The sequence below is a fragment of the Coprococcus sp. AF99-45 genome (assembly GCF_027663865.1).
Taxonomy (GTDB): domain Bacteria; phylum Bacillota; class Clostridia; order Lachnospirales; family Lachnospiraceae; genus Allocoprococcus; species Allocoprococcus comes.
In genome coordinates this window covers 1-24,244 of sequence record NZ_JAQDGZ010000016.1, presented here as the reverse complement: position 1 = coordinate 24,244, position 24,244 = coordinate 1, and the positions used below count along the sequence as shown (strand labels likewise).

General features: G+C 41.7%; 24 protein-coding genes and 1 pseudogene. 4 read left to right on the top strand and 21 right to left on the bottom strand.

The features are described 5' to 3' along the window. Positions 1-3: 3 nt before the first annotated feature. The 17 genes and pseudogenes from PGR14_RS11405 to PGR14_RS11325 all read right to left on the bottom strand — a co-directional run bounded on the left by PGR14_RS11405 (position 4) and on the right by PGR14_RS11325 (position 17,698). Positions 4-1,797: a glycosyltransferase family 2 protein gene (locus tag PGR14_RS11405; protein ID WP_270223417.1), complete on the bottom strand. Its 1,794-nt coding sequence runs from the start codon at positions 1,795-1,797 to the stop codon at positions 4-6. 3 nt (positions 1,798-1,800) lie between these two features. After that, a complete protein-coding gene (locus PGR14_RS11400; RefSeq protein WP_055247769.1) occupies positions 1,801-4,257 on the bottom strand; it encodes a glycosyltransferase family 2 protein in 2,457 nt (818 codons plus the stop codon). Positions 4,258-4,281: 24 nt separating this feature from the next. Further along, entirely contained in the window at positions 4,282-4,863 is a 582-nt protein-coding gene (locus tag PGR14_RS11395; RefSeq protein ID WP_055247767.1) for a hypothetical protein, read from the bottom strand. 9 nt (positions 4,864-4,872) lie between these two features. Further along, on the bottom strand, positions 4,873-5,610 hold the full coding sequence (locus tag PGR14_RS11390; protein WP_022221069.1) for an ABC transporter ATP-binding protein: 738 nt from the start codon (positions 5,608-5,610) through the stop codon (positions 4,873-4,875). 8 nt (positions 5,611-5,618) lie between these two features. After that, entirely contained in the window at positions 5,619-6,395 is a 777-nt protein-coding gene (locus PGR14_RS11385; RefSeq protein WP_270223415.1) for an ABC transporter permease, read from the bottom strand. Positions 6,396-6,534: 139 nt separating this feature from the next. Then, positions 6,535-7,212 (bottom strand): annotated as a pseudogene (locus tag PGR14_RS11380) (TIGR04283 family arsenosugar biosynthesis glycosyltransferase); the annotation flags it as partial. A gap of 5 nt (positions 7,213-7,217) precedes the next feature. After that, on the bottom strand, positions 7,218-8,105 hold the full coding sequence (locus PGR14_RS11375) for a nucleoside hydrolase (protein ID WP_008369733.1): 888 nt from the start codon (positions 8,103-8,105) through the stop codon (positions 7,218-7,220). A 15-nt stretch (positions 8,106-8,120) separates the two neighbouring features. Continuing rightward, complete coding sequence (locus PGR14_RS11370; protein ID WP_055158568.1) at positions 8,121-9,146, bottom strand: ABC transporter ATP-binding protein; 1,026 nt, start codon at positions 9,144-9,146, stop codon at positions 8,121-8,123. Positions 9,147-9,159: 13 nt separating this feature from the next. Beyond that, positions 9,160-9,969, bottom strand: a complete 810-nt coding sequence (locus PGR14_RS11365) for an ABC transporter permease (protein ID WP_055297509.1) — start codon at positions 9,967-9,969, stop codon at positions 9,160-9,162. Between the two features lie 13 nt (positions 9,970-9,982). After that, on the bottom strand, positions 9,983-10,846 hold the full coding sequence (locus PGR14_RS11360) for an ABC transporter permease (protein ID WP_008369740.1): 864 nt from the start codon (positions 10,844-10,846) through the stop codon (positions 9,983-9,985). Between the two features lies 1 nt (position 10,847). After that, positions 10,848-12,107 carry an ABC transporter substrate-binding protein gene (locus tag PGR14_RS11355; RefSeq protein ID WP_008369741.1) on the bottom strand — a complete coding sequence of 420 codons (1,260 nt, stop codon included), beginning with the start codon at positions 12,105-12,107 and terminating at the stop codon, positions 10,848-10,850. A gap of 105 nt (positions 12,108-12,212) precedes the next feature. Beyond that, entirely contained in the window at positions 12,213-13,094 is an 882-nt protein-coding gene (locus tag PGR14_RS11350; RefSeq protein WP_055247761.1) for a LysR family transcriptional regulator, read from the bottom strand. A gap of 18 nt (positions 13,095-13,112) precedes the next feature. Continuing rightward, positions 13,113-14,090, bottom strand: coding sequence for a (Fe-S)-binding protein (locus PGR14_RS11345; RefSeq protein ID WP_022221076.1), 978 nt, complete (start codon positions 14,088-14,090; stop codon positions 13,113-13,115). After that, entirely contained in the window at positions 14,083-14,766 is a 684-nt protein-coding gene (locus tag PGR14_RS11340; protein ID WP_022221077.1) for a TIGR04282 family arsenosugar biosynthesis glycosyltransferase, read from the bottom strand. Before PGR14_RS11340 ends, PGR14_RS11345 begins: the two co-directional genes overlap by 8 nt. Beyond that, the gene (locus tag PGR14_RS11335) at positions 14,767-15,201 is read right to left on the bottom strand and encodes a C-GCAxxG-C-C family protein (protein ID WP_117555895.1); all 435 of its coding nucleotides are present in this window, start codon (positions 15,199-15,201) and stop codon (positions 14,767-14,769) included. 197 nt (positions 15,202-15,398) lie between these two features. Then, positions 15,399-17,378, bottom strand: coding sequence for a sodium-translocating pyrophosphatase (locus PGR14_RS11330; protein ID WP_055247759.1), 1,980 nt, complete (start codon positions 17,376-17,378; stop codon positions 15,399-15,401). Between the two features lie 167 nt (positions 17,379-17,545). Then, on the bottom strand, positions 17,546-17,698 hold the full coding sequence (locus tag PGR14_RS11325; RefSeq protein WP_207642808.1) for a hypothetical protein: 153 nt from the start codon (positions 17,696-17,698) through the stop codon (positions 17,546-17,548). 459 nt (positions 17,699-18,157) lie between these two features. Between PGR14_RS11325 and PGR14_RS11320 the strand changes: the two genes are divergently transcribed. The 3 genes from PGR14_RS11320 (at position 18,158) to PGR14_RS11310 (ending at position 21,223) form a co-directional block, all read left to right on the top strand. Then, positions 18,158-19,285, top strand: a complete 1,128-nt coding sequence (locus PGR14_RS11320) for a glycerate kinase family protein (protein WP_055247757.1) — start codon at positions 18,158-18,160, stop codon at positions 19,283-19,285. Between the two features lie 181 nt (positions 19,286-19,466). After that, positions 19,467-19,658 (top strand): DUF5300 family protein, encoded by a 192-nt coding sequence (locus PGR14_RS11315; RefSeq protein ID WP_055247754.1) that lies wholly within the window; start codon positions 19,467-19,469, stop codon positions 19,656-19,658. 494 nt (positions 19,659-20,152) lie between these two features. Beyond that, positions 20,153-21,223, top strand: coding sequence for a CdaR family transcriptional regulator (locus PGR14_RS11310; protein ID WP_070098624.1), 1,071 nt, complete (start codon positions 20,153-20,155; stop codon positions 21,221-21,223). Positions 21,224-21,430: 207 nt separating this feature from the next. Here the strand turns inward: PGR14_RS11310 and PGR14_RS11305 are convergent, their stop codons facing one another. Then, positions 21,431-22,084: a YkgJ family cysteine cluster protein gene (locus PGR14_RS11305; RefSeq protein ID WP_055247750.1), complete on the bottom strand. Its 654-nt coding sequence runs from the start codon at positions 22,082-22,084 to the stop codon at positions 21,431-21,433. Positions 22,085-22,098: 14 nt separating this feature from the next. Further along, the gene (locus PGR14_RS11300; protein ID WP_055247748.1) at positions 22,099-22,992 is read right to left on the bottom strand and encodes a radical SAM protein; all 894 of its coding nucleotides are present in this window, start codon (positions 22,990-22,992) and stop codon (positions 22,099-22,101) included. A gap of 167 nt (positions 22,993-23,159) precedes the next feature. On the opposite strand from PGR14_RS11300, the gene PGR14_RS11295 reads away from it, so the two are divergent. Continuing rightward, positions 23,160-23,606, top strand: a complete 447-nt coding sequence (locus PGR14_RS11295; protein WP_008369771.1) for a GatB/YqeY domain-containing protein — start codon at positions 23,160-23,162, stop codon at positions 23,604-23,606. 44 nt (positions 23,607-23,650) lie between these two features. Here PGR14_RS11295 and PGR14_RS11290 read toward each other — a convergent pair whose 3' ends face one another. Continuing rightward, positions 23,651-23,950, bottom strand: coding sequence for a type II toxin-antitoxin system PemK/MazF family toxin (locus PGR14_RS11290; RefSeq protein ID WP_022221087.1), 300 nt, complete (start codon positions 23,948-23,950; stop codon positions 23,651-23,653). A 3-nt stretch (positions 23,951-23,953) separates the two neighbouring features. Next, entirely contained in the window at positions 23,954-24,196 is a 243-nt protein-coding gene (locus PGR14_RS11285) for an AbrB/MazE/SpoVT family DNA-binding domain-containing protein (RefSeq protein ID WP_044998617.1), read from the bottom strand. Positions 24,197-24,244: the final 48 nt, after the last annotated feature.

The window sequence follows — 24,244 nt, the reverse complement described above, 5'->3', positions numbered from 1 at the left end:
TCTCTATCCATCTTCTTTTTCACGCAAAGAATAATCACACTTCACCAGCGTAAGATTAGGATTGTACATCGGATCTCCTTTTTCCATGATTTCAGACCAGTTCCGGCGTACATAATCAATCTCACACTGATATCTTCTGATCTTTTCCTCATTATCTTCTGCCCCTCTCGATCTGGATTCATAATGATACAGTTTCACATAAGGATCATACACTACAAGATATCCACATCTGCGTACCTTCAGACAGAAATCAATATCATTGAACGCCACTGCAAGTTGCTCTTCAAATCCACCCACTTCTTCATATACAGAACGCTTTACCATCATACATGCTGCGGTCACCGCTGACAAATCCTGCTGAGTACTTGCTTTGTGCAGATACCCGGAATAACCTTTTGGAAGTCCCCGGAACATATTACCAGCAATTCCCCGAATCCCAACAATGACTCCAGCATGCTGCACCTGACCATTTGGATAATAAAGCTTTGCTCCGACAATCCCGACTTCTTTTCTCTGGCAGTTCGCAAGCATTTCTCCTAGCCAGTCCTTTCCAATCACTTCTGTATCATTATTCAGAAGTACCAGATATTCTCCATCAGTCTCGCTTACTGCGTAGTTGTTGATCGCCGAATAATTAAATGGCCCATCCCATCTCAGAATTCGGATATGGTCCGATTCTATTTTATCATAGTAAGCAAACGTCTCTGCCTTTTTACTGTTATTTTCAATAATCGTAATCTCATAATTCTTATAAATCGATTTGGAAATGGACTGCAGACATTTTTCCAGATCTTTCACATGATCTTTATTGGGAATCAGAATGGAAATCTTCGGATTCCCCTGCACCTTATACCGGACACGATAAAACCCTCTATCCAGTTCCGGTAAAACTTCTGCATGTTCACCACATCTTAGCAGATGTGCTTCTATGGCACGCTGTCCAGCTTCAAATGCATAAGTTTTACTGATTGGATTGTCCGCAGTAGAAACCTGATGTACCCTCCAATGATAAAGAATCCTCGGCACATGCGCCGTTATCGTTTTTTCCACACACCTGAAAACCAAATCGTAATCCTGCGCTCCGTCAAATTCACTTCTCAGACCGCCCATTTCTTCAATCAGACTTTTTTTTATCACACAAAAATGACAGATATAATTATTCGCCCGCAACAGATCCAGATTGAAATCCGGTTTAAAATGCGGCTGAAAATGTTTTTTCAGATCTGCCGTCACTTTATCTTCATCTGAATAAAGAAGTCCGACCTCCGGATACTCATTCAACTTCTTTACCATCTCGTACAATGCATCCGGCGCAAGCAGATCATCTTGATCCAAAAAACCGATATATGTTCCGGTAGCTTCCTTTATCGCTGCATTTGTATTTTCAGAAATTCCTCTGTTTTCTGAAATACCGATCAGGTGAATCGCTTTTTCTTTGAACTCATCCTCTTCCAGAATTTCTTCCATTCTGTGTCTCTCTTCATCTGAAACAGTCATACATAATTCCCAATTTTTATACGTCTGACGGCATACAGACAGAATCATCTGTCTCAAAAATTCTTCCGGTGCCTGATATACCGGAACAACAATACTGATCAGGGGTGCATACGAAAACGCTTCCTGTCTTTGTCTTTCCATCTCTTCTTTGGTCCGCCTGTGATTCTGATACCATTTTTCATAATCAATCTTCTGAAAACGGATCCTTTCTTTTAAACGTATCATAAACTCTTTTGGTCCAAAGTACCGAAGATATACAAGCCCTTTTTTTACCCGATACAGAGACATTTTATTGAACATCTCCTATCTCCTCTCCACTTTTGCCAGATGATTCAGTCCAAAGTCATTATGATCCAGTGTCAGATTCGGACTGTAATACGGATCTCCATTTTCCAGAATCTTTTTCCACCTAGTCTGAAACAATTTAATTTCTCTGTTAAAACGTTCAATTTTCTCCTCTGTGTCTTCATATCCTCTTGACTTGGACTCATAATGAATCAGTTCCGCATATGGATCATATACGATCAGATATCCTGCTTTCCGTATTTTCAGACACAGATCTACGTCATTAAATGCCACCGCAAACTTCGGATCAAATCCTCCGACTTCTTCATACACCTGTTTTTTTATCATCATACAGGCTGCTGTCACTGCACTCAGATCATGGATCACCTGCGCCCTCGCAAAATATCCCGGCGAATCTCCGTCCATTCCAAGGAATGCATGTCCTGCCACTCCTCCAAGCCCGATGATCACTCCTCCATGCTGAAGCGTTCCATCTTCATAATACATTCTCGCCCCGACAGCACCTACATCTTCCCGCATACAATAGCTCAACATTTCTTTAATACAGTCATTGCCGATCATTTCTGTATCGTTGTTCAGAAACAGCAGATATTCGCCGGTCGCATGATCAATTCCATACTGATTGATCTCCGGATAATTGAATCCTTCTCCTTTCCAGTACAAAACCTTAACTTTTGGATACTCATGCATGATCCTTCTATAATCTTTAAACGTTTTCTTTTTCTGGCTGTTATTTTCTATAACAAGAATTTCTATATTCTCATAGGTATTTTTTCCCCGGATCGATCGCAGGCATTTGATCAGATCATCTGTGTGATCTTTGTTCGGAATAATAACCGATATCTTAGGTGTTTGTTTTACCGGATATTTCGTCCGGTACATTCCCGGATACTTCGTTGGAATGACTTCTGCTTCAATTCCCATTCTTCTGTAATGCGCTCTTACCGCTTTTGCACCTGCATCCACAATATAGGATTTATTGTCTGCACTGCCTGCTGTAGATCCTTCGCATGCTCGCCAGTGATATAGGATTTTCGGTATATGCCGGATCTTATCGGTCTTCTCAACACACCGGAGTACAAAATCATAGTCCTGTGCACCATCGTATTCGCCGTTCAATTTTCCTGCCGCCTGATATAATTCCTTTTTAACAACCACCAGATGACAGAAATAATTTGTTGTACAAAGCATATCTGGATTAAAATCCGATTTGAAATGAGGGAAGAAATACTCTTCTCCATCCATCGTAATCTTATCTTCATCCGTATAAATAAGCTCTGTATCCGGATATTCATTCAATTCTGCCACACACTCATACAATGCGTCCGGTGTCAGCAGATCATCATGATCCATAAAAGCGATATAATCTCCCGTTGCCATATCCAGTGCCACATTTGTATTATCCGAAATATGCAGTTGTTTTTTATTGTCCTTCACCCGGATTCGGCTATCCTTCTTTGTGTATTCTTCCAGAATCCCTGCAATCGACGAATCTTCCCCGCTTCCATCTGAAAGACAGAGCTCCCAGTTCTGATAGGACTGTCCTCTTACAGAATCCAGCATTTCCCGCAGATATCTTTCCGGTGTCCGGTAAAGAGGAACAACAATCGAAATCTTCGGCATCCGGGTAAATTGCTTTCTCTTCTGCCGGTACAGTCTGATCCTGGACGGCTCATGTCTTCGCAGCCATTCTTCATACTCTGTACCGTTTTTCCCACTCAATTTGTCACCCGCCCTGATAAACGCTGCACGGATTCCAAACTGACGATAATAGATTCTGACTTTGCGAAAATCATCCAGCATTTTCTGACGTCGCAGTTTTCTTTTGAGATTCATGATCTCTTCCGCATTTTTCTCTTCTTCTTCAAAGCATACTTCCAGTTTTCGCGGAATACCTTCCTCATAAAATGCCTTAAACCCGGCAATCTCTTCCTTTTTACATTCCGGATACTCTCGCAGCACATCCAGACGCCGGATTTTTTCTTCTTTCATCTCCAGTTCATTCTGATTCTCATCCAGAAACCGAATCGATGCATTTTTCCTTCTATAATACCATCCCTCGACTGAAAATCCTTTTTCTTCAGTATTCACCTTATCTATGCTGTTTGCCAGCCATTTCTCCAGGTTCTTCAATTCACTGACTGCAAAGGTCTTCATCAATTCTTCTTTTCCACGATACGACTGCAATACTTCCAGTCTGGACGCTTCTCTCCAGTCTTTCGGAAGATGTATCCAAAGAAAAAACTGTTTGGTTATAAGTCTTTTTCTTATCTTACGGAACTTCAACGGATGAAGACGGATTCCATCCGTTGTATAAAATAGTTTCTTTCCATCCAGCCGGATTTCAATCCGGTTTCCATCTGGTCTGTTATCCAGAAAATATCCCGTAATAAGTAATCTGTCTTTTTCTTTTACATGAAACCGACATGTTGCGATATAAAAAGCATTTTCCATTTTTCAAATCCTCTCACTTCCACACTATCTGGAAAATAACCAGTTCAAAAACTGAAAGAAAACACAGATATACAATACTAACAGCAGAAATACACAAAATGTTTCTATATCAAACCGATATGTAACCGTCTTTAAAATTAAAGTTCCTTCACTTTCTTCACTATTTATTTTCAAATTTGTTCCTTCCTCTGATGTCTTTTCCGTATAAAGTGCAATAGAATCTTTTTCAAATACTACTTTATACGCCTTCCCCCTGCATCTGGTTACCGTATCAAACGAAAATTCATTGAATTTGCCCGTTTTTATATCTCCCACCTTCTTCACAGATTCCGCAACCGTTTCTCCATTTTCACAATCCTGAAGATAAATTCGGATCTCTGCTTCTGGATCTTCCTGCAAATTCTGGCATTTCACCTGAATTCCATCCAGCGAATCTTCCTCACAGATAAACTCCTGTGTTATCTGACTCTGTGATCCGTCCAGCATGATATACTGATCATTTTCAACCGTCCGGTCATAAATCGCATGGGTCTTATGAATATGCCCATAAATAAATGCAATCAGAATCAGTATAATGACTGCTGCCATCTTTTTTATTTTTTTCATTTTTCCCTCTTATTCTGCTTCCTGATATTCTCTGCACAACTCATCTGCATCCCCGATACTGCGAACTCTTCCATGTTCCAGCCATACAATCCGGCTGCACAGATTTCTCACCTGCTCCATATTATGCGAAACAAACAAAATCGTAGCTCCATTCTCCTTCATCCGGTTAATTCTTGCTTCACATTTCTGCTGAAAATGGAAATCGCCTACCGATAATACTTCATCCACGATCAGAATATCCGGCTGTCCGATTGTTGCTACCGCAAACGCGAGACGCGAAAACATTCCCGATGAAAAATTTTTCACCGGTACATCCATAAACTGGTCCAGTTCTGAAAACTCTACAATCTCTTCATAGTGCTCCTCCAGATATTCCCTGGTATATCCAAGCAACGTCCCGTTCAGAAATACGTTCTCCTTCGCAGTCAGGTCAAAATCAAACCCTGCTCCCAGTTCGATCAGCGGCGCGATCACACCGGAAGTCTTAACACTGCCACAGGTTGGTTTCATGACACCGGCAATGATTTTCAACATCGTACTTTTTCCACTTCCGTTTACACCGATCAGTCCCAGTGTTTCTCCTTTATAGACTTCAAACGACACATCCTGCAGTGCCCAGAAATCCTGATAGGTAATCTTTTTCTTTACTCTCTGTATAAAATATTCCTTAAATCCATCAAATTTCTCTGATGCCAGACTGAATTTGATGGAAACATCTTCTACTTTTACAATTACTTTTTTCTCCATCCTTACTCCTACAAATCAAAGATAAAACCATCCTGATGCTTATAAAAAACCCAGCATCCCACTCCAAGACACAGTACAGCTTCTGCTGCTGTCACCAGAAACATCACCAGACCTGGAAGTCTGCCATAGATCACAACATTCCGGAACATGATCAGAATACTGGTCAGAGGGTTTATCATTACCAGATGGTATAACCATTCCGGCAGAATCGACATTGGATAGATAACCGGTGTCAGATACATCAGCACTGCCATCAGCACCGAATACAAGTGCAGAACATCCCTGTATTTCACCGCAATCGTCGCCAGAATCAGTCCAATCCCCAGAGCCAGAACCACCAGCAAAAAAAGTGGCACAACTGAAAGAAGCATTGTCCAGTGAAGCTCCGCACACATACCGATCATAATCAGAAATAACGCTGCACAGGATGCCATCAGATTGATCAGACTGGAACACACCCTTGACATCACGAATACATATTTCGGTACATACACCTTCTTTATCAGAGATGCACTCCCGATAATTGCTGACATTGCATTTGTCGTAGCGTCATTGAAAAAGTTAAAAATAACCTGCCCACATAACAAATACAACGGAAAATTCTCTATATCAAATTTAAACAGATTTGAGAAAACGATGGATAAAACCGTCATCATAAGAAGTGGATTCAGCAGTGTCCATAAAACCCCCAGTATGGAACGCCGGTATTTCACCTTCACGTCTCTTGAAACCAGTTCTTTTAAAAACGGCTTAAATTTGACAAAATTTTGAATATAAACTGACATATTTTCTTCCCCTTTAAATTATAATTATATTATTTTTTCAGTCTTTATTCAATCAAATCCCTTACACTTATCATTGATTTTCTCTATTTCTTTTATTGATTTTCCGAATAAGTAAAGGAGTCTGCATAAAGCAGACTCCCTAACGGACATCCTTATATAATTTTGCAATCTCTTCTGCCGGAACACCATCCCGGTACATGGCTCTCAGCCGGTTCATAAGCCACATTACTTTCAGCTTTTCGATTGTATTTCCGCCAAATCTTCTGTCTGAAGTATAAATCCTGTGTCTTGTCATCCCAAGCGGAATCCCTTTTTCTTTGAGGATCAGTGAAAACTGATAATCCTCCAGAATCGGCATCTCTGGAAATTTTCCCACTTCAAAAAACAACTTCCGGTCAATGAAAATCCCCTGGTCTCCAAACATTACTTTTCTGTCTTTAATCCTGTGATTGGAGATCACCCTGCAGGTGAACATAAAAAAGTTATATGAATGAAATGCAATTCCAAAACACCCTGCCCGGTATTTTTTCATTACAGTCTCAATCTCTTCTAATGCTGTAGGTGGAACTTCACTGTCGCAGTGCAGGAAAAAAAGTACATCTCCACTGCTTTCTTCCGCTCCCATGTTCATCTGCTTTGCCCTTCCTTTCGGGGACTGAATCACCGGATACCGGTCCTTCAAAAGTGCCAGTGTTCCATCCGTGCTTCCCCCGTCTACAAACAGAATCTCACATCTTTCATTCAGCGGCTCCAGTGTCTCCATCAGCCTTTCAATTGTCGATTCTTCATTGTATGTTGGTATAATAATTGATATTTTCATCTCTACTTCACGGTTTCAATTTCTACGTTCATCCAGGTATCATACAGATTTCTACGGAACTCGTCCGCATCTCTAATCACCGGGATCTTGAGGGTGCAGTTCTTTTTCGTTTCATCCTCTGCCAAAATCAGTCTTCCCTTTGTAAGCTTTTCTGTTGACAGCTGCATGTCCACTCTCTGTATCTCAAAAAGTTCCGGATGCATCATGTAAGCCGCAGCAATCGCATCCCAGTTATAATATCCGGGAATTCCATATTCATCCCAGTTATTGTCAAACCAGTAATCCGTCTCATTCTTGATCAGCCTTACAACTCCCTTACTCAGATCCGAAAGTTCTCTTTCATACTCTTCTCTTGTAAAAAGTACCTTCAGGCAATTATTACCCGTAATAACCGCAACATCCGTTCCACTGGTAAGTGTCGTATAAGTTGCCAGCGGATCACAGGAGAAATTAAGTTCATCCATTTCCCGCTTTGCAAAGATCAGTGGTTCTGTTGTTCCTCCCATCAATACGATACTCTTCACCTGATGAAAAAACTCAGGATTGTGTTTCCAGGCTCCATAAAGATTTGTCACGGAACCCGTCACCAGAATTTCCAGCTCCCCGGCATACTTTTCTGCCATCTCGGCAAGATAATGTGCCGCTTCACTTTCGGTTTCTCCCGGTGTTGCTCCACCTTTGTAAACGCGCAACTCGTCATGCCCGATTTTCTTTACAAACTTCTTTGTATTTTCGTAAACCTTCTCCAGCGTATTGTTCCCATAAGTTGTCGTCACTCCCAGGACCTCTGCTTCCGGATCCCCCAGAAGATACAGCAGTGCCAGTCCATCATCTACATCACACCCGTTAATTCCAAACGTACAGTCACAATCATGAATTATTTTTCGCATACCATTCTCCTTTTATCACTTCTGAAACAAAATCCCCTGTCTTTCATCAATTTTGATGCCAACCAGTTCTCCTGTTTTTACCCCCAGTTTCATCCAGTCACGGTGAAGCATCCATACTGTCAGCTTTCCATCTGCATACTTCAACAGGATTTCTGCTGTTTCCCCCTCAAACATAACTTCTTCAATCTGATACATTCTTTCCGTCTCATCTACGGTCAGCGTGATCGCCGATGGTCTGACCATCAGTTCATACTCTCCTTCCGCTTTCTGCGTCTCAAATGAAACTGCCCGGCTTACGAATCTGCCATTCTCCACTTTCCCAAAAATATAATTTGTCTGTCCCATATAATCTGCCACCGCTCTGGACTCTGGATGGTAGAACATCCTCTCCGGCTTATCATACTGAAGCACTTCTCCAGCTTTCATCAGAGCGATCCGGTCAGACACCTTCATCGCTTCTTCTTTATCATGCGTGACCATAACGACCGTAAGACCCATCTCATGATGCAGCTTTCTTACCAGATCTGCCATCTCGCACCGCAGATTCTCATCCAGGCTTGAAAATGGTTCATCAAGAAGAAGAATTTTCGGATCTGCCGCAAGCGCTCTTGCCAGCGCGACCCTCTGACGCTGTCCACCGGACATTTCCCGGATCTTACGCTTCTCAAATCCTTCCAGCTGGACAGCTTTTAACAGTTCTCCTACCTGCGCCTGCTTATCTTTTTTCGGGATTTTTTTCAGATCCATCGAAAAGCTGATATTCTGTTCTACCGTCATATGCGGAAACAGTCTGAGATCCTGAAAAACAATCACGGTTCCTCTTTTTTCCGGTGCAAGATTTGTAATCGATGTGTCATCGATCCGGATATCCCCTTCCTGCGTTTCAAGAAGACCTGCAATGCTTTTTAACAGTGTTGTCTTTCCGCAGCCTGAAGCGCCAAGAAGCGAAACAAATTCTCCCGTTCTAATCTCCAGATTTATATTCTTCAGTATTCTTGTCTTTTGTAAATCTACACAAAGTTCTTTAATTGTAAGACTCATGTGCTCCTCCTGCCTAATAATATTCTACTTCCTGTGCCTTTGTAAAACGTCCCACGATCCATTCCAGTATTCCAAACACCAGAAGCATGATCACCAGGAATATCACACTGTAAATGCTGGCAAAATTACGTTCTCCGCTTCCGAGATATGGAACCATGACGATCGCAAATGTTTTGACATTTCCCCCGCCGATCATCAACGTCAGGAAATACTGACTGAACGAAACAACAAATGCCATCGAAAACACAGAAAGCATGATCGGAAACAGATTCGGAAGTGTCACTTTAAAAAACGCCTGAAGCGCACCAGCCCCCAGAACTCTTGCCTGCTCCTCCAGCTTTACCCCCATTGCTCTTGTTCCATCCTGCATCAGCGTAACTGCATACGGAAGAGAACAGATCAGATGGACAATAATGACTCCCTGAACGGTTCCGCTTAATCCACATTTGATAAAGGTAATCTGAACCCCCATCGCAAACACGGTTCCAGGAACAAGAAACGGAAGCATCGACATAAATGAAAACAGCCGCTTTCCAAAAAAGTCATAGCATTCCAGCGCCCTCGCCGTCATTGTTCCGATCACAACCGACAGGAACGCGACCGAAGCCGATATGAAAAGACTGGACATACAAAGTCGCACAAGCTGCTGCCTGTTTCTCAGTATTCCATTCACCGCTCTCATCGAAAATTTCTGCGGGATAAGTGACGGCCATGCCCATCTCTCTGTCCCTACCCAGACAAGGATCGTAAGAATTGGTACAATCACCAGGAAAATAAAAATGCCTATGATCAGGCCTTCCCAGATGTTCTTTTTTCTTTTCATCTTCCTGTTCCTCCTAACCTGCCAGCTTCTTCGTGCTCCGGCGAAGTAATATGTAATATAAAACTGCTGCAATCAGAGAGATCACGATCAGGATTCCATTGATCGCCATCGCATACGGTCGCGCCCGAAGATCAGGTTTGGTATATTCCAGATAAGCCAGAACCGGCAGCGCCTTTGGTATCGTTGCTCCAAGTATGAACGGCAGCTCATATGCTCCAAGTGCAAATACAAAGATGATCAGAAAACCACTGAGCACTGTATTCATACATAAAGGAAGCGTTACTTTCATGAAGGCCTGAAGTTTATTCGCTCCAAGATTGGTCGCTGCTTCTCCAAGACTGCCATTGATATTCGCCATCAGAGCAATCACAAAATAGATTATGAATGGAATTTCCTTCCACAGATAGGCAAGAATTACACCAAGTCCATATCTGTCATAGAGCAGCATCGGAAACTGCTGCTGATCCGTAATCAATCCTGCATTTGCAAGGATTCTCGCAAGGATTCCATTTTGCGAAAGAATATTTACAATAAAGAGTGCCACAACAACATGGGGAACAATGATTGGAATCTGAACGATCCGCATAATGATTCCGCGCACTTTTCCGGCACTCACCAGAACTGCACACAGAAATGTTCCTGTTACTGTGGCAAGAAAAGCCGACATAAATGCAATGTACAGACTATATTTTAATGACTGCAAAAGATCCGGTCTGGTCAGTACCTCCTTATAATATTTCAGCGTCGGTTCCGTTAATCCAAAAGCTGGAATCACCCCTAAACTTTGGATGATTCCAGTTCCCAGACCAATAATAAAAACTACGCCTAATATAAGTTGCGGCACCAACAGTATATAAGGTGTCATTTTTTTCTTCATTTTATTTTCCTACTACTTCCTCTGCCCAGATCTCTTCGATGATCGGTACAAGTGCGGAAGGCATTTCCGGAAGACGTTTTGATAAAAGTTCATCCTGAGGGATTACACCCTTACCAATCTCAACCTTATCAAATGCTTCTTTCTGTGTATCGTTTAATTTGTTGTAATCTACAACCGGAATGGTACGGATCTCTGTGAAACGGTCTGCCTGTACTTCCGGATCAAGCATCTCATTGATTGCTACCTGTGCTCCTGCTACATTTCCTGAGTTTGCTGCAATTGCAATGTAGTTTGTATTTCCAATTGTTCCTTTATCGAACTGAAAAGACTGAGATGTCTCTGTGTAAGTACCATTTTCAATGTTGGTAGCTGTTGAGTATGCACCATAAGAGATATCCATCACAACTTCTCCATCAGAGTACATATTGGTCAGTGCCGTAGAATCCTTCGGGAAAGTCTTTCCTTCATTCCACAGGTATGGATTCAGTTCACGCAGATATTCAAGAGCTGGCTCAATTGCTGCTTTTACAGTCTCTTTATCAGCTTCCATATCCATGAACTGTTCATATCCGCAGATATCGTAAATCACATTACGAACAAATGCACTTCCTGTAAAGTCAGGTAATGCAGGATAAGTTACTTTTCCTTTGTTCGCTTTGCAGAACTCCATGAACTCATCTGTGTTTGTCGGAAGATCCGGTGTTACTGCTGTATCTGCGATCATAACAAGCTGTGCTTTTCCGTATGGAGCTTCATATCCCTCAATCGGAAAGCAGAAGTCTGCATTTGTCTCTTCATCATCTGTATCAATATAAGACTGGAAGTTCGGAAGTTCTTCTGCAAACGGTCCGTAAAGCATGTTGTTTTCTTTACAGGTCTTGAAGTTTTCTCCGTTGATCCAGATCATATCGATATCGCCATCTTTTTTATCTGTTGAAATTTCACCAGAAAGCTGACTTAAAATCGCATCAATATCCATCGGTACACGTTCCAGTGTGATGTCATATTTTTCTTTCAGACGCGGTGCATAGTAGTTGTCAAGCCAGTCATTTAAGCTATCATCTCCGCCCCATCCGTAAAATGTAACGGTTGTACCCTTGGCTGCATCCACCATTTCATCGAAGCTCATATCCTCTACGGCTTCGGTTGTCTGCTTGGTTTCTTTGTTGTCTGCTTTTTCTGTCTTTGCGCTGTTTCCACATGCTGTTAAGGAAAACGCCATCACAGTACTTAAAAGCAGCGCTGCAATTCTCTTTTTCATTAAAATTTTCCTCCTTCATTTTCTCCGTCCTTCATTATAACAAATTATTAACAAAAAGCACGCTGTTTTTCATTCCTGCTTTGTTGTTACCCCTCAACACTTCGTTTAGTTATTGTAATTTTCTATATACTTATAGAATTTTTCTACCGATGATTCCATTGCTCTGTCCTTCAGCGTAAGAAGACCGATTTCCCAGATCATATCATCTTCTGCGAAAGGAATCATGACCAACCCCTCTGTATTCATATCTTCATGGACAAAGTCAATCGTCACAGAAATCCCTCTCTTCAGCCGGCACATTTTATAGCAGAGATCAAATCCATTTGTCTCAAATACAATATCCGGTTCAAATCCCCGGTTCCAGCATCTGCTCTGAATAAACTCATTGAGTTTAAAACTGCTGTTTTCAAGATAAAGAGGCTCGCCTTCCAGATCCAGAATAGTTGCTTCTCTTTTTTTCGCCAGAGAATGTTCTTCATAGACCAGAAGCCCCAGACTGCATTTTTTTAAACTTTTCATATCAAAACAATCTCCTGCAAATGGTCCGATCGACAATGCCACATTCCCTTCTTTGTCAAGCAGCATTTTCTCTACGATCCGATCCGGATATTCCATATAAGAAAATGTCACATTCGGATATTTCTTCTGAAATTCCAGAATACAGTCTGGCGTCAGGTAACGCAGGATATCATAGGCAACCAGAAGTTCTACTGTCCCTTCCTCACTCGCACGTATCATATCAATTTCTTTTTTCAATTTGTCATATTCGCTAAGAACCGTATTCGCATAATCATACAGCCTCTGTCCGCTCTCTGTCAGTTCTATCCCGGAGGCAACCCTGTCAAGTAACGTACATTCCAGTTCATTTTCCAGATTTTTCAGTACACGGCTGAGTCCCTGTGGTGACATAAAAAGCTCTTTTGAAGCCCTCGCAAGACTTCCTCTTTGACAAATCATCCGAAATTCCTCTAATTCTTTAATCGTCATTCTTTTCCCACGACTCCCCTATTTAAATTTACATTTTGCCCGATTCAAAATAGGTGTTTTCCCAAGAGGTACCTTTTCATCGATTCCCATAATAAGCGGTAGCAAATGCTTTGCATCTTCATATCCTCTCCTTCTGAAACTACAGATGCACGAAGCGCAATATGTATAAAGTTCCGGCTCCCTCGATGCTTTTACACGGTCTGTCAGTGCCTGTGCCACATCCGCTTCTTTTCCAGCTGCGCATCCACCAAGCCCGCAACACTGTACATCTCTGAATGCATCTTCTACCTTTCCGACAAGGAATGGCTTCATATCATATTCAAACTTTCTGTCTTTTCGGTCCGGACATGGATAATACATTGGAATCCTTTCTTTTTGATAAATATTTCCAATTTTAAGCTCTGCCATTTTTTCGTAAACACTGATAATCTCCGCATCCAGTCGTCCTTTTAAAAAATAATAGCAGTTCGGACATGCCATGATCACCTGTTCTACTCCTGACTCTTTTAATTTCCAGTTGATTCGCTCAATGATCCCCGCTGCCTCTGAAACAAGTCCCAGTTCTTCAATCGGTTTCCCACAACAGTCATATACAACTCCCACATCATATTTTGCGAATTCTTCCACCAACTTATCTGTCGTTTTCGGAAAAAAAGACGGAAAATTACATCCCGTAAAAAAAACTGCTTTCTTTTTTGAATGGCGGTAATTTGCAAATTTGTACGGATTCTTTTCTAAGAGCAGTCCGTCATATGAATTATCAAGAAGCTTCCCACCTCCGTCTTCAACCAATTTTCTCCGACTGTCAAGTGCAATCTCTTTTCCATCAATTCCTTTTGGACAGACACACCCGCAGGTTCCACACAAGAAACAATGATATGCCAGCTCCGGTTTTTCTTTTAATACCGGCAGATCAATTCCGTATTTTTCCAGAAACAGACAACTTCTGGTACATTTTCCACAATGGATACATGCATCCAAATCCCACTTATTCATAATTTTTATCCAGCTTTCCTTTCAGTCCCAGTTCCAGATAATCAATCGTAATTGGACAGTTACAAATTGCTCCCTTTTCAATATCCTCATACAGGTGGTACAAATCTCCCTTATCATCCACATCATAATACATCTGACCTACCGCCGTAGAGAGCTTTTCATTTCTCATGTGCTGTAAGGTATCATAAATAACTGTATTCGTTCCGTATCGTTCAATTTTCCATATAGAATCATATTCTTTTTTCATTCCGATCAGATAGTACCCTCCATCAAATGTAGGATGAATCACAATATCTTTTCCCCCAAGATTATCAAATGCATTTTTTAGTGTTTCCGGGTGAATCTGCGGAATATCTGTCCCGATCAGAATTACTTTCTCATACCCCATTCTCAGTACGATTCCAATCGCATTCTTCATCCTTTCACCAAGATCATCACCAAATTGTGGAAGACATACTGTCTCATTATCAAGAACTTGCTGTAGCAGCTTCTTTTCATCCTTTGGTGTAAAAAACACGAAAATATCCGCATCCACCTGCTTTGCTTTTTCATATATATCCTTTACAAAACAGGCATGTAGACGCGCGCACTCTTCCCCAGTTAGAAAAGGCATCAGCCTGGTCTTTGTCTGTCCTGGTATCGGCACCCTCGTAAATAAAATAAGTGCATCTTTCATCTATAATATTTCCTCCAACATTTCAATCACACTTTCCACTACTTTAGGACAAAAATCCAGCATTCTGCCACTCGAAAGTGCTTCTTCAAGCTGTTCTGGAAGCGATACATCATAGCCTAATAACTCTTTGCAACTGTTTGTTGCGAACTTTTCCAGAAACAATGCTCTAAATTCTGCATATTTGTTCATCATTTCTTCTTTTTGCCGAAGCAGAGTATTCACATCCCAGTGTCCATATTTTAATCCAACAGCCATGATTGCTCCGGTAAATGCACCGCATGTATCCCCATGCATCATTCCACCTCCAAAACAAGCCGAGACTTTATTCGCCATCTCTTCCGTAATCCCAAGTCTCTCTGCGAAATAAGACAGAACGACCTGAGAGCAATCATATCCTTTTATAAATTTTTCCCGAATCATACTTTCTTCTATCATTTTTCTCTCTCCTTTGTCATCTTACATCACTTTTTCATTCTAACATCAAACCAGTCCTATTTCTATAGATTGTCTTATCGTATTTAACTATAATTTGCTCGTCTTATTTATAAATCAAATAATTCGTGCCTTTTACAAAAAAATCCCTCATCTGCGGTTTCCCGCAAATGAAGGATTTCTTTTACTTTATTCAATTCTTACAGTAATCCACCGATTGATAAGAATAACGGTGCAAATACAAGTGAAACAATTGTCATAAGTTTGATCAGGATGTTGATAGACGGTCCTGATGTATCCTTGAACGGATCACCTACTGTATCACCAACAACTGCTGCTTTGTGAGCTTCGCTTCCTTTTCCGCCATGATGTCCTGTTTCGATATATTTCTTAGCATTATCCCATGCTCCACCAGCGTTGGACATGAAGATTGCCATAAGTACACCTGTAACAAGTGCTCCGGAAAGTAATCCACCGAGGGATTCCACACCAAGAACGATACCAACAATCAGCGGTACTACGACTGCCATCACACCCGGAAGCAGCATTTCATGAAGAGCTGCTGTGGTAGAGATTGCAACGCATGATGTATAATCCGGTTTTTCTTCACCTTTCATAATGCCCGGTTTTTCACGGAACTGGCGTCTTACTTCTTCGATCATCTTGTATGCAGCCTTTGATACAGACTCCATAGTAAATGCTGAGAAGAGGAATGTAAGCATACCACCGATAAAGATACCGATGATTACTCTGTAGTCAAGAAGGTTGATTGCTTCAAGACCAACTGCCTGTGCATAAGATACGAAAAGTGCAAGTGCGGTAAGGGCTGCTGATCCGATCGCGAATCCCTTACCCATAGCTGCAGTTGTATTTCCTACTGAGTCAAGCTTATCTGTGATTTCACGAACAGATTCATCCAATCCTGACATTTCTGCGATACCACCTGCATTGTCTGCGATCGGTCCGTATGCATCAACGGCAACTGTGATACCTGTTGTAGAAAGCATACCTACTGCTGCAAGTGCGATTCCGTAAAGTCCTGCAACTGAGTAAGATACAAAGATACCTACACAGATCAGGAGAAGCGGGATTGCTGTAGATTTCATTCCTACCGCAATACCACTGATGATTGTAGTAGCTGCACCAGTCTCTGACTGTTCTCCGATTCCCTGAACCGGTTTGTAGTCTGCTGATGTGTAGTACTCTGTGATGTTACCGATGATCACACCAACAACCAGACCTGCGATAACGGCAATTGCCGCACTCATCTTTCCGAAGAGTACATTACTCAGTACAAGTGCTACAACAATAACTACGATAGAAGCTGCATAGCTTCCCTTGGTGAGAGCTTTCTGTGGATTCGAATTCTCATCACCTTTTACAAAGAAGGTTCCGATGATAGAAGCGATCAGACCACATCCTGCGATCGCAAGCGGATAAAGAACTCCGGATACAGCTCCTGCTGCTGCTCCAAGAGTCAGTGCTGATACAAGTGAACCAACATAAGATTCAAAAAGGTCAGCTCCCATACCTGCAACGTCACCTACGTTATCACCTACATTGTCAGCGATAACAGCCGGGTTACGCGGATCATCTTCCGGGATACCTGCTTCTACTTTACCAACAAGGTCTGCACCAACGTCTGCTGCTTTGGTGTAGATACCACCACCAACACGGGCGAAAAGTGCGATTGAAGATGCACCAAGGCTGAATCCTGAAAGCACATCTACGTTCTTTGTAACAATGTACACAAGGCTTACGCCAAGTGCTCCAAGACCTGCTACGCACATTCCCATAACGGCCCCGCCAGAAAAAGCGATTGATAATGCTTTATTCATTCCGCTTTCTTTTGCTGCGTTAGCAGTTCTTACGTTCGCTTTTGTAGCGACTGTCATACCACAGTATCCTGCAACTGTTGAGAAAAGTGCTCCAATTACAAAGCATACTGCTGTTACCCAGCTGATACCAAATCCGATCAGTACAAAAAGCACTACTACAAAAATGACCAGAATCTTGTATTCAGCCATGAGGAAAGCTCTTGCGCCCTCCGCGATTGCGCCTGCAATCTCTTTCATGCGGTCCGTACCTGCATCCTGTTTTCCTACTTTACCAGCAAGATATGCTGCAAATAATAAAGCAATAACAGCTGCAATCGGGACCAGATACATGTAATTATTCATTTCTTGTTCCTCCCTGAATTATTGTACCTCTAAAGACAATATCATAAAAAGAACAAGAATGCAAAACAATTTTTTGAATTTTCAATAAGTTTTATTTTGTTTATCTATAAATGTGGTCTTTCTCTATTTTTTTAATTTGTATCTCACCGTCCACATTCCACTGGGATTTACACAATATCAAGATATGTTTTTTTCCGAGGTGCCGGAAAAGCAACATCTAATCTGGCATATTCCTCCGCTGTCAGATGAACCTTTCCCGCCTCCAAGTTCTGCAGTACATGTTCTGCCCTTCCACTTCTTGGAATGGCAATCACATCCATTACTCAGTTTTATCTCCTTTTTATTCATGATTTCCACTCCCTGCATTTTGTTTTTCTGTTCCTTACTGTCTGTTTTTACTATCTTATGATATGAGTGTCAAAAATAAATTTTTCCACTCACTGATGTAACCGGATTGCCCCATTGCCATGCAATTCCCGCAATCCTCGAACACCTCAAACTCCCATAAAATAGCCTATCCACACCATTTTATTCCGGTTTCGGTGTTCAACGTGTCAGTAAGTATCAATTGCTTATTTGTGCAAGCACAAACGCAATTGCTACTTTTGACACTTACATCATATTATAGGAAATATCCCACTTTTTGCAAATGTTATAAGAGACATATTTTTATGTTTATTTATTCTTTTTATTATTTCTTATAACATTCTTTTTTTCTTCAATCCATGATACACTGGATTTATCATAAAATAAATTCAATGATAAGGAGATTAGAAATTATGAAAGTTGTAGTTGCAATTGATTCATTTAAAGGAAGTCTCACTTCGATTGAAGCCGGAATGGCTGCAAAAGAAGGAATCTTAATAGCACATCCGGATGCGAATGTTGTCGTAAAACCACTTGCAGATGGTGGTGAAGGCACCACAGATGCCCTGATTGCAGGACTTGGTGGTGAGCGTATTGATCTTACAGTGACTGGTCCTCTTGGTACTCCGGTAAATGCACATTACGGATATTTGGCAGAAAAAAATACTGCCATCCTCGAAATGGCTGCCGCTGCCGGAATTATCCTGGTAAGAGAATCTGAAAAAAATCCACTTACTGCAACCACTTACGGTGTCGGTGAAATGATCGCAGATGCCATGGAACGCGGTATCCGCAATTTCATTATTGGAATTGGAGGAAGCGCAACAAATGATGGTGGAATTGGAATGCTTAAGGCACTTGGCTATCAATTTTCCGATGAAAATGGACAGGATGTCGGCGAAGGCGGACAGGCGCTTGAACGGGTATCTTCTATTATAATAGAAAAAGCTAACCCAATTCTCAAAGAATGCAATTTTCATATTGCCTGTGATGTAACTAATCCACTTTGCGGAAAGAACGGAGCTACCTATATTTATGGTCCGCAAAAAGGTGTCACACTGGAAATAGCAGAAGAACTGGATCAGGCAATGAATCATTATGCTTCTATTACCTCCAAATTTCTTCATAATGATTATGCATCTGCAGAAGGTGCTGGTGCTGCAGGTGGTCTTGGCTTTGCATTTCTCAGTTATTTAAATGCTACGCTGACTCCTGGAATCGATCTGATTCTTAACGCTGTCGAACTGGAAAAAGAATTAGAAGATACAGATATCACTGTTACCGGCGAGGGACGCCTCGATCACCAGACCGCTATGGGAAAAGCTCCTGTCGGTGTGGCAAGACTTGCAAAAAAATACGGCTCCAAAGTCGTTGCTTTTGCCGGAAGCGTCACCCCGGAAGCAACAGCCTGCAATGCGGCCGGAATCGATGCATTCTTCCCGATCGTTCGTGGGATCACAACACTAGCTGAAGCAATGGATCCCGAAAATGCAAAATCAAATATGACAGCAGCTGTAGAACAGGTATTCCGTCTGTTATAGTTTTAATATTATTTACAAATTTCAGAGAGTGTTTTTGTATAGTTTTTACAGAAATACTCTCTTTTCTTTATGATTTTCTTCTTTTCCTACACTGACCATCAACAACACAACAATCTACGACCTGACAGATCTTCATTTCATCTGTAACAATGATTCTTCATCAAATGAAGAGCTTTCACTTGTGAAGACAAGTTCTTCCGAAACTGTAGAACTTCCTCGATCCAGTGTTTATTCTATCCATGTTTCCGGAAAAGTTGCAAATGGGACATCCTTTTCTAACACATTCTCCGGAACCATTGATAACAGTTCTTCTGTTACCATTTCTCTGGATGACTCTGCAAACCTCTCAGTGATCGCAAATATTGCAGATTAAGTTTTGCCGTAAACAATCCGCCTATGTAGTTTTAAGTAATGACAAATATACAGGCAACTTCCATAACGCAAATTGCCTACATATTATCCATAAAGGGACACTTTCCAAACCGAATTGCAAGTGCCCATTCTTCTTTCTTTTTACCGATTGCCAGTCCCAGCATTATTCTAGTTGATTCGCTCATATTTGGTTACCTCTTTACTAATCTTTCCTCTACTCGTTCATTATGTCAGCGCGCTGTCATTTATCTGACAATGCTATTGTACGAAAAAAAGACACAAATTCTATTGACGCTTTCATCAATACCTATGTACTTTTTTTATGTATTCTTTACAATTCTTCCCCTTGTACCTTTCCACCTTGTTCCTCTCTCCAAATAATGCTACAATTCTTAAATAAGTGGTAATGATACCGTTCTCTTTATCCTGTTAAATGCTGGATAAGCATCTGCATCATTCCCACAACTTCTTTTCCAAAATCGGAGGATGTTTAAAATGAAGTTAGACAAATCACTTGCCTTTCAGGTAGTAAACACAATCAAAGACACCTGCGGACAGGATATCAATTTTATCGATAAGCAGGGAATGATTTTTGCAAGTACCAACGCCGACCGGATTGGTACGTTTCATGCCATCGGTCACAAAGCCGCCCAGACAGAACAGACAATCGAAGTTTTTTCAGATGATGATTTTCCCGGAACACAAAAAGGGATCAATATGCCACTCTATTATCACGGCAGTTTTCTTGCAGTAATCGGAATTACCGGAGAACCGGACCAGGTCCGCCAGTACGTCCATCTTGCCGACCGGATTACCCATCTGCTGATCCGTGAAAAAGAGCTGAACCGACTGAGCCGCTCTCTGGAAGATAAAAAACACTTTGTTATCGATGCCCTGATCCGGAATGAGATTGCTGATCCGGATTATCTGGACACCTGCCTTTCAGATCTTCAGGTAAATCCAGGGACAAAGAAACGGCTTCTGATCATCCAGTCATCACCGGATGGACACAACAACTCTTCTTCCCTTGAACAGAAGATCATCGGACTTTTCGGCACGCTTGGTATTACTCTTTATACCTTTTATTATCCAAATGAATATCTTGCCGTGCTGGAAAACTCCGGCAAAGCCGCTCTCTATCAGATACTGGCTGATTTTACCGCAAACTGTGGAGCTTTGCTCTCCATTGCAGTCGGAAAGAAATGTCAGCTTTTCCAGCTTTCTCTTTCTTACCAGTCTGCACTCACTGCGCTGAAATACTGCCGGAGTTCGGAAAACGGGATTGCTTTTTTCGATGATATGACACTGGAAATTCTGCTCTCTTCCATCTCGGAGCAGGAAAAAAATGCTTATCTGCAAAAAACGATCTCTGCACTTTCTGATGAAGAAAAAAATCTGCTTCAGACTTACTTTGAAGCAAATATGTCTCTTCTCGGAACCAGCCAGAAGCTGTTTCTTCACAAAAACACAGTGCAGTACAAGCTGAATCATATTTATCAGAAATGCAGGCTGAATCCGCGTGTTTTCAAGGATGCGGTGCTTTTATATCTTGCCTTGCAGTTGTGATATTTTTAAATCCCAGACACGGATTCCTGTGCACACATCTTCCATATCCGTGTACAGGTTTGTCCATATAAGAAAATATTCTTAACAAATAAGTTTACTTACAGATTTTCGTCAAAAAACAGGACAGCCTTTCCTTCACCCTCACAACGGGTATTAAAAAGCAGCCAAAGAATTCATCTCCCTGGCTGCCGATTATTTCAATTGTATTTAACAATATGCCTTTTTTGCTTCGTCCATTCTCTGGAAAAATTCACTGTAAAATTCTTCCGTCTGATACGGAGTAAGGTAAAATCTCTGCAGTACATCCATGCTGACCGCCTTCGCACTCTCCGGGTGTGCTGCAATGTATTCCTGTAACTGAATCAGTAATCCATGCCATCTGGCAATATACGCTTCATACTTTTTCAGTTCCGGTGTATCAAGCCATTTTTTGACCTTTACTTTCGCCCGGTTCTCTTTCTGACATTCATGTACCTGAAGAAAATAGCGGAAACCATTTTCCTCATAATATCTTCCAAGCGGGAAAAGCCTGCAGATTCCCGGACGAAATGGATGAATCCCACATCTTCCTTCCTCAGTCAGAAAACCACAGCCATCTTCCGCTCCTGCCATCTTCAGATTCGGCAAAATGATTCCGTCTACCACATTCAGTTCAATCTTTCCTGCAAGCAAAGTCTCAAAAGCCGCTCCTGTTCCCCTGCAAATCCGGACAATATCCAGCGGATCCAGCACGATTGAGCTTCCCATCCCCGTACAACAGGCGTGGCATCCCTCACAATCGCCACAGTCTGCTTTTACCAGATCATTGCTGGTATATAATTTTCCATCTGAAATTTCTTCCATTGTCACCTGTCTTTTCATATCAATCTCCTTTCCTATACTCCTTCCAGTGTAAACGGTGGAATAAAGCTCTCCTTTGCCGTATCCCCTTCCTGTATAAACGCCTGCATCACACCAAGCGAGATCGCATAGTCCACCAGTTTCTCATACGCATACTCCGGCACTTTCCGGTTCAGCTCCGGATATTTTACCGCATCCAGACTCTCCAGTGGCGTATACTGGCTCATCAGGCTCATATAAATCCGGTTTCCATAAGTTTCATGCAAATATTTCACCACTCTTTTTCCATCCGCAAGACATCCCGGCAAAAGCAGATGACGCACGATCACGCCACGCTTCATCATTCCGCGCTCATCAAATACCGGCTCTCCTGTCTGTCTTACCATCTCAGCAAGAGCCGCCTTCGCAATCTCCGGATAATCCTCCGCCATCGAATATTTTTTCGCATGATCTGTATTTAAATATTTGAAATCCGGCAGGTAAATATCCACCAGACCATCCAGCATTTTCAAAGTTTCCATTCTCTCGTAACCGCCTGTATTATAAACAACCGGCAAATACATCCCCTGCTCCTTCGCACTCTGAAGCGCCCGGATGATCTGCGGCACAAAATGCGTCGGCGTCACAAGATTGATATTATTCGCACCTTTCCCCTGCAGTTCCAGAAAGATCTCCGCAAGCCGCTCTTCTGAGATCACTTTGCCAACCTTGCTTCCCGCAATCTCATGGTTCTGACAGAACACACATCTTAAGGTACATCCCGTAAAAAAGACCGTCCCTGATCCTTCCTTTCCAGAAATACAGGGCTCCTCCCACATATGAAGCGCCGCTCTCGCCGCCCGGATCTCCCCTGTCTCTCCGCAAAAACCTGTCTTTCCATTCTCCCTGTCCGCCCCACACATCCGCGGACATAATGTACAGCCACTCATCCTATCGCTTAACCTCTCATCTATCCCTGATTCATTCCTATCAGTATACCGCACTTTTTGAAAAATAGCCACCCAAGTTTTCCTCTTCCAGAGATTGAAAATTCTTTTCCCATCTGCTACAATAAAGTGCAGACAGGCATTTTGCCTCAAGTTTGGAGGAATATACAATGAGTAAAATTGATGAAGTAAGAAGCGCTATGGTCGCAGCCATGAAAGCAAAGGATAAGGACACAAAAGAGACATTATCTGCTCTTCTTGCAGCCCTTAAGAACAAAGCCATCGACAAACGTGCCGATCTTACCGAAGAAGAAGAAGTTCAGGTTATCTTAAAAGAGATCAAACAGACAAAAGAAACTCTGGAGATGACTCCTGCTGATCGTACAGACATTATTGAAGAATGCGAGAAACGTATCGCTGTTCTTGAGCAGTATGCTCCGAAGATGATGGACGAAGCTGAGATCAAAGAAGTGATCGCAGGTGTCCTTTCCGGTCTTGGAATTGATGCTCCGACACCAAAGGATAAAGGACGTATTATGAAAGAACTGATGCCGAAAGTAAAAGGAAAAGCTGACGGAAAGCTTGTGAATGATATTCTCACAGGAATGATGGCTTAATAGCAGATATTATGAATGCAGGGTTTCGGATTGGTTCCCTGCATTTATATATAGTCGAATATACTCTGTATTGCGTCTGTTACATTAATTACATCTGCCATTTTTACACGATCTATTATTTTATACCCCCTGACTCTCAAGTCTAACATTTTCATTTGTTCACATTGGATATAACCTTTATTTTCATCCATTTCAACATAAATGTGAAGTGGGCTTTCTGTACTCTCTCCTAATATTGGACAGCCAATTATTTCTCCCGACTGATTAAAAAAATTTTTACTTGCAACAAATACAGGATCCTTAATTTTTTCCACTTTTAAAACAGCCCCCTGCTGTATCTCCATTTTCTACCACACCTCTCTTCCTTCCGGCTTATCCCATTCATATTCTCCATCAAGATTTAACTTACCACCAAACTTTTCAGCTCTTTCTTCTAATTTTTGATGCCTGAAAGTCTTAACAAGCATAATCATACCATCCGATACTTTTACTTCCAGCATATCATTTATTTCTACATTGGCCTCTTGTAAAATATCTTTTGGAAGTCTGATTCCCTGACTATTTCCCCATGCTTTTACCTGTGTTTGCATAAAATTCACCTCCATATAATGTATATATAGCCATGAGCAAAACTCCAC

Bases quoted from the DNA above. Each gene is read 5' to 3' on its own strand.
- PGR14_RS11405 (WP_270223417.1), bottom strand. From the start codon at position 1,797: ATGTTCAATAAAATGTCTCTGTATCGGGTAAAAAAAGGGCTTGTATAT.
- PGR14_RS11400 (WP_055247769.1), bottom strand. From the start codon at position 4,257: ATGGAAAATGCTTTTTATATCGCAACATGTCGGTTTCATGTAAAAGAA.
- PGR14_RS11395 (WP_055247767.1), bottom strand. From the start codon at position 4,863: ATGAAAAAAATAAAAAAGATGGCAGCAGTCATTATACTGATTCTGATT.
- PGR14_RS11390 (WP_022221069.1), bottom strand. From the start codon at position 5,610: ATGGAGAAAAAAGTAATTGTAAAAGTAGAAGATGTTTCCATCAAATTC.
- PGR14_RS11385 (WP_270223415.1), bottom strand. From the start codon at position 6,395: ATGTCAGTTTATATTCAAAATTTTGTCAAATTTAAGCCGTTTTTAAAA.
- PGR14_RS11375 (WP_008369733.1), bottom strand. From the start codon at position 8,105: ATGCGAAAAATAATTCATGATTGTGACTGTACGTTTGGAATTAACGGG.
- PGR14_RS11370 (WP_055158568.1), bottom strand. From the start codon at position 9,146: ATGAGTCTTACAATTAAAGAACTTTGTGTAGATTTACAAAAGACAAGA.
- PGR14_RS11365 (WP_055297509.1), bottom strand. From the start codon at position 9,969: ATGAAAAGAAAAAAGAACATCTGGGAAGGCCTGATCATAGGCATTTTT.
- PGR14_RS11360 (WP_008369740.1), bottom strand. From the start codon at position 10,846: ATGAAGAAAAAAATGACACCTTATATACTGTTGGTGCCGCAACTTATA.
- PGR14_RS11355 (WP_008369741.1), bottom strand. From the start codon at position 12,107: ATGAAAAAGAGAATTGCAGCGCTGCTTTTAAGTACTGTGATGGCGTTT.
- PGR14_RS11350 (WP_055247761.1), bottom strand. From the start codon at position 13,094: ATGACGATTAAAGAATTAGAGGAATTTCGGATGATTTGTCAAAGAGGA.
- PGR14_RS11345 (WP_022221076.1), bottom strand. From the start codon at position 14,090: ATGAATAAGTGGGATTTGGATGCATGTATCCATTGTGGAAAATGTACC.
- PGR14_RS11340 (WP_022221077.1), bottom strand. From the start codon at position 14,766: ATGAAAGATGCACTTATTTTATTTACGAGGGTGCCGATACCAGGACAG.
- PGR14_RS11335 (WP_117555895.1), bottom strand. From the start codon at position 15,201: ATGATAGAAGAAAGTATGATTCGGGAAAAATTTATAAAAGGATATGAT.
- PGR14_RS11330 (WP_055247759.1), bottom strand. From the start codon at position 17,378: ATGAATAATTACATGTATCTGGTCCCGATTGCAGCTGTTATTGCTTTA.
- PGR14_RS11325 (WP_207642808.1), bottom strand. From the start codon at position 17,698: ATGGATGTGATTGCCATTCCAAGAAGTGGAAGGGCAGAACATGTACTG.
- PGR14_RS11320 (WP_055247757.1), top strand. From the start codon at position 18,158: ATGAAAGTTGTAGTTGCAATTGATTCATTTAAAGGAAGTCTCACTTCG.
- PGR14_RS11310 (WP_070098624.1), top strand. From the start codon at position 20,153: ATGAAGTTAGACAAATCACTTGCCTTTCAGGTAGTAAACACAATCAAA.
- PGR14_RS11305 (WP_055247750.1), bottom strand. From the start codon at position 22,084: ATGAAAAGACAGGTGACAATGGAAGAAATTTCAGATGGAAAATTATAT.
- PGR14_RS11300 (WP_055247748.1), bottom strand. From the start codon at position 22,992: ATGAGTGGCTGTACATTATGTCCGCGGATGTGTGGGGCGGACAGGGAG.
- PGR14_RS11295 (WP_008369771.1), top strand. From the start codon at position 23,160: ATGAGTAAAATTGATGAAGTAAGAAGCGCTATGGTCGCAGCCATGAAA.
- PGR14_RS11290 (WP_022221087.1), bottom strand. From the start codon at position 23,950: ATGGAGATACAGCAGGGGGCTGTTTTAAAAGTGGAAAAAATTAAGGAT.
- PGR14_RS11285 (WP_044998617.1), bottom strand. From the start codon at position 24,196: ATGCAAACACAGGTAAAAGCATGGGGAAATAGTCAGGGAATCAGACTT.